Below are 1,627 nucleotides of genomic sequence, written 5' to 3'. Positions count from 1 at the left end.
CGCAGCCGGTAGCCGGCCTCGTTCTGGTTCTGGTCGCTGGCCACCTTGACGCGCAGCGCGACGAGAATGTCGATCGATCCGTCTCTGTTGTTGCGCTCGACCGCCGCCCGCACATCCGACACCTGAACGTGGATGTTCGCGGCCTGATACGCCTGCACCAGCATGCTGGTGTAGAGCAGCGCCTGCGAGCGGAAGGCGTCGGTGCCGCAGTCGACGATCTTCTGCTCGCTCGCGGTCATCGCATTGGTGTCGGGCGCCTGGGTCGCCGAGACGCATTCCACCGCCGCCTTCAGCGCCAGCGCGTCGTTGCGGGCGATCTGTTGGCTTTGCTGGTGGTAATGCAGCGCGAGGTAGCCACCGGCCCCGACGCCGGCGGCGCACAACACCAGCACCGCGGCGATCGCGGCCAGCCACCCGCGGCCCACCCGGGACGGGCGACGCTGGGCGACCGCGACGGACTCGCCGGGTCCCGCCTCATCCCCGCCGGAGTCCGCCTCAGACTCGCCGGAGTCCCGCGGGCCGGTCTGCTCGGCTCCGTTGTGCGGTGCCGTCGAATCCTCGCTCTTGTCCTGGATGGTCAACGAATCGTCCGTGTCGATGGGGTTCAGCCGGCTGGCGCCAGCATCTCCTTCCATCCATCGTCTCCCGTTCTGGTCGAGTTCTCGACGGAGTATTTAACTCCGTCTGGCCCTACCAGTTCACCGCTTTGGGGACTGTAAATCGCCGAGGGAGGCCCGCTGGGTTTGTAGACACAGGGGTTGGGCTGCTGACCATTGCACTGCACGGTACCCGACCCCGGCCGGGACAACGGATCGCTGGTGGGCGGGGGTGTGCCCGCCACCCGGTCCGAGGGCGCCGGGTTGAGTCCGTTGTCCACCGACGGCGCCGGGATCACCATGCCCGGCTTCACCGGCTGATCACAGCGCGCCGCGGGCGCGGGGCAGGTCAGAATCTGGTTCGGATCGCCATACCAGGGGTTCGTACCGGCCGGCACATACGGCTTGGGGTCGCGACACTCCCGGGGAGTCGCGGCCCGTTTGCCCGGGACATCCACGCAGGGGATGTTGCGCGAGCCGCGCACGCTGTTCGCCGGGGTGTCCATCGGAATCTTGCAGTACGTGCCCGTGGGCAGCGGCTGCATGCTGGTGTCGGCCGGCGACCGCCACTCCGAGGCGGGAGTGAAGCCGGTCAGACACGGCGGCGGCAGGTTGATCGACAACCCCAGGTCCAGCGATCCATGGTTGGGGAACGGCGCGACAATCGCCTGGGTAATCGACGCGGCTTGTGGCAGAGCGACTAACACTTGCTCCAGACCGGTGTGGTAGCGCTTCAGCATTTCATAGATGATTTCGAAGTTAGCCAAAGTTTGCGGCAGCGAATCCCGTACATCGTTGAAGACCGAGTTGACCTGGTCGGCCGTCGGGGCCGCCTGGCGCAACACGCTTTTCAGGTGTTGATCCTCCTGCGCGGACTGCGCGCCCAGCCTGTTCAGGTTGCGCGCCCACCGCTCGATGTTGTCACCCGACTTGACCTGGCTGTCCAGCACCGGCCCGGAGTTCTGGATGATGTCGTTGACGTCGGTGATCTGGTTCTTGAAGTCGCCGACGATCGCCTGGGTGGCGTCGAC

At 66.6% G+C, this 1,627-nt stretch carries 2 protein-coding genes; both read right to left on the bottom strand.

Translation table 11 applies throughout. The features are described 5' to 3' along the window. Nucleotides 1-635, bottom strand: a 635-nt coding sequence (locus tag A9W96_RS07485) for an Mce protein (RefSeq protein ID WP_067138724.1), incomplete at its 3' end; no start/stop codon positions are given. Continuing rightward, on the bottom strand, nucleotides 605-1,627 hold a 1,023-nt coding region (locus tag A9W96_RS07480; protein WP_067138722.1), incomplete at its 5' end, for an MCE family protein. The genes A9W96_RS07485 and A9W96_RS07480, both read right to left, overlap by 31 nt.

This window comes from Mycobacterium sp. 1245852.3 (assembly GCF_001669335.1).
GTDB lineage: Bacteria > Actinomycetota > Actinomycetes > Mycobacteriales > Mycobacteriaceae > Mycobacterium > Mycobacterium europaeum_A.
This window is presented reverse-complemented; position numbering and strand designations above follow the sequence as displayed.